Below are 2,968 nucleotides of genomic sequence, written 5' to 3' on the forward strand. Positions count from 1 at the left end.
ATGGACTGGGTGTCGGACCAGCTGGGCCCGGCCCAGCGCGAGGCCTTCGACAATGCCCGCCAGGGCGGGGCGCCGCTGGAATCCATGCCCCTGCAGTCCCGGGTCTGTGGTAGCGGAAACAACCAAGCGGAACTATGCCAAACACACTGATACGCGCAGCAATGGCCATCCTTTTGACGATGGCCTCGTTGGCGACCCGGGCAGAGGTCTGCGCCACCGACGACACTGGTGAAGAGATCTGCCTGCCGGCGCCGGCCCAGCGCATTGCGGCGCTGTCGCCGGGCGCTACGGAACTGGTGTGGTCGGCGGGGGCTGGCGATCAGGTGGTGGCGGTGGTCGCCTTCAGTGACTACCCGCCCGCTGCCCGCAACGTGACCTCGGTGGGCAGCCACACCCGGCTCGATCTGGAGAAGCTGGTGTCGCTGAAACCGGACCTGGTGATTGGCTGGGTGACCGGTAACCCCCAGGAGCAGATCCGCACCCTAGACAAGTTGGGGCTGCCGGTGTTCTCCATCGAGCCCCGGGAATTCGAGGAGGTGTCCTCGGTGATCGAGCGACTGGCCCGGCTGGCGGGCACCGAAGACGCCGGGTTTGCCGAGGCCGAGCGCTTTCGTGAGGGCATGGCCGCCCTGGCGGAGCGCTATCGTGACAAAGCCCCGGTGCCGGTGTTCTATCAGGTCTGGGACGAGCCGCTGATGACAGTGAATGACCAGCACCTGATCGGCAAGGTGATCACCCTGTGCGGCGGCCACAATGTGTTTGGTGAACTGCCCCGGCTGGTGCCCCGCATCGGTGACGAAGCGGTGCTGGAGGCCAATCCCGAGGCGATCCTCGCCGGCGGCATGGGGGAGGAGAATCCACAGTGGCTCGAGCGCTGGCAGCGATACACCCACCTGAGGGCGACCACCATCGGCAACCTGTTCTTCATTCCCCCGTCCCTGATCCAGCGGCCAACGCCGCGACTGCTGGAGGGCAGTCGGCTGTTCTGTGAAAAACTGGAGATCGCCCGTGGCCGCCGTTGAACGTCACCGGGAGAGGCCCGCTTGACCCGCCGGCTGTGGCTGCCCCTGGGCCTGTTGGCGCTGGCCGCAGCGTTGGCCTGTGCCCTGTCGATCACCGTCGGCAGCGCCGCCATTTCGGTGTCCGATGTCTGGGGCGTCATCAGCGGCCAGGGCAGTGACCTGCAACAGACCCTGATCCTTGAACTGCGCCTGCCCCGGACGATGGCCGCCTTCGTCACCGGCGGGTTGCTGGCGGTGGCCGGGGCGTTGATGCAGGTGTTGTTACGCAACCCGCTGGCGGACCCCTACGTTCTGGGGCTGTCCGGTGGGGCTGCCGTGGGCGCGCTGCTGGCGATGCTGGCGGGCCTGGGCAGCCTGGTGATCTCCGGCTCGGCGTTTGCCGGTGCCTTGGTGGCAACGTTGCTGGTGTTCGGTCTGGCCCACGGCACCGGCAGCTGGACGCCTTCCCGTCTGCTGCTGACCGGGGTGGTGGTGGCCGCTGGCTGGGGGGCTATCATCACGCTGATGCTGGCGATCAGTCCGGCCCGCCGCCTGCCGGGCATGTTGTACTGGTTGATGGGGGATCTGTCCTACGCCGGTACTCCCTGGCCGGCGATGGTGCTGCTGGCTCTGGCCTGCCTGTTGGTGATTCCGCTGGGACGCAGTCTCAATGTGCTGGCCCGCGGGCCGCTGCAGGCCGCCGCATTGGGGGTGGCGGTCCGGCCGCTGGAGTGGGCGGTGTACGTGCTGGCCAGCCTGTTAACCGCGGTGGCGGTGACCACCGCCGGCAGCATCGGGTTTGTCGGGCTGGTGGTGCCCCATATGCTGCGGCTGGTGCTGGGCAACGACCAGCGTCTGATCCTGCCCGCCTGTGCCCTGGCGGGAGGAACCCTGCTGGTGCTGGCGGATACCCTGGCGCGAACCGTGATCGCCCCGGAACAACTGCCGGTGGGCGTGATCACCGCATTGCTCGGAGTCCCAACTTTTCTCTACCTGTTGTACCGGAGTCGCTGATGAGTGAACTGCACATCCGCGAACTGGTGATCGACATACCCGGGCGCCCGGGGGGCCTCCCCCTGGACTTCAGCGTAAAGCCGGGGCAGGTCTGGGGTGTCCTGGGGCCCAATGGGGCGGGCAAGACCACCCTGCTGCACACCCTGGCGGGGCTGCGGCCGTGCCGTGGCGGCCAGGTGATGCTGGATGACCGGCCGTTGGCCGACCTCAGGCGCAGAACCGTGGCCCAGCGCCTGGGGCTGGTGTTCCAGGAACGCCAGGATGGCTTCCCCGCCACCGTGCTGGAAACCGCGTTGATTGGCCGCCACCCGTTCCTGTCCTCCTGGCAGATGGAATCCGCCGCCGACCTGAAGCTCGCCCGCCAGGCGCTGGCGCGGCTGGAGGTCAGCCACCTGGAAGATCGGCTGGTCAGTACGCTGTCCGGCGGCGAGCGCCAGCGGGTGGCCATTGCCACGGTACTGACCCAGTCGCCGGCCATCTGGTTGGCGGACGAGCCCACCAATCACCTGGACCTGCATCACCAGATCGCGGTGATGGAACTGCTGGCGGGGGAAGCCGCGGCCGGCAAGGCGGTGTTCATGTGTCTGCACGATTTGAACCTGGCGGCCCGCTGGTGCGATCACCTGCTGTTGCTGTACCCCGATGGCGAGGCCTGCTGGGGCCCCGCGTCCCGCATGCTGGTGCCGGACGCGTTGGAACGGCTGTATGGCCAGCGCCTGGCCACCACCGAGCTGGATGGTGCGCCGATCTTTGTTCCCGTCCGATAAGGAGAACACCGTGACTGACTTACTGACCGGCCAGGCGCCTGCTGCGCTGATCACCGCCCCGGGTTCCGGCCAGGGCAAATCCATCGTCACCGCGGCCCTGGCCCGGCTGCATCGCAACGCCGGCCGCAAGGTCCAGGTGTTCAAGCACGGCCCGGACTACCTGGACCCGATGGTGCTGGAGGTCGC

3 protein-coding genes and 1 pseudogene are annotated in these 2,968 nt (G+C 67.8%); all 4 read left to right on the forward strand.

From position 1 onward, the window contains the following. The first annotated feature begins 161 nt into the window (after window positions 1-161). Entirely contained in the window at window positions 162-1,022 is an 861-nt protein-coding gene (locus R3175_RS18010) for a cobalamin-binding protein (RefSeq protein WP_318945726.1), read from the forward strand. A 21-nt stretch (window positions 1,023-1,043) separates the two neighbouring features. Continuing rightward, window positions 1,044-2,015, forward strand: a complete 972-nt coding sequence (locus R3175_RS18015) for an iron ABC transporter permease (protein WP_318945727.1) — start codon at window positions 1,044-1,046, stop codon at window positions 2,013-2,015. Beyond that, entirely contained in the window at window positions 2,015-2,782 is a 768-nt protein-coding gene (locus R3175_RS18020) for an ABC transporter ATP-binding protein (RefSeq protein WP_318945728.1), read from the forward strand. Before R3175_RS18015 ends, R3175_RS18020 begins: the two co-directional genes overlap by 1 nt. Further along, window positions 2,751-2,968 (forward strand): annotated as a pseudogene (locus tag R3175_RS18025) (cobyrinate a,c-diamide synthase); the annotation flags it as partial. The gene R3175_RS18020 and the pseudogene R3175_RS18025, both read left to right, overlap by 32 nt.

The organism is Marinobacter sp., from assembly GCF_033722735.1.
In the GTDB taxonomy this organism is placed as follows: domain Bacteria; phylum Pseudomonadota; class Gammaproteobacteria; order Pseudomonadales; family Oleiphilaceae; genus Marinobacter.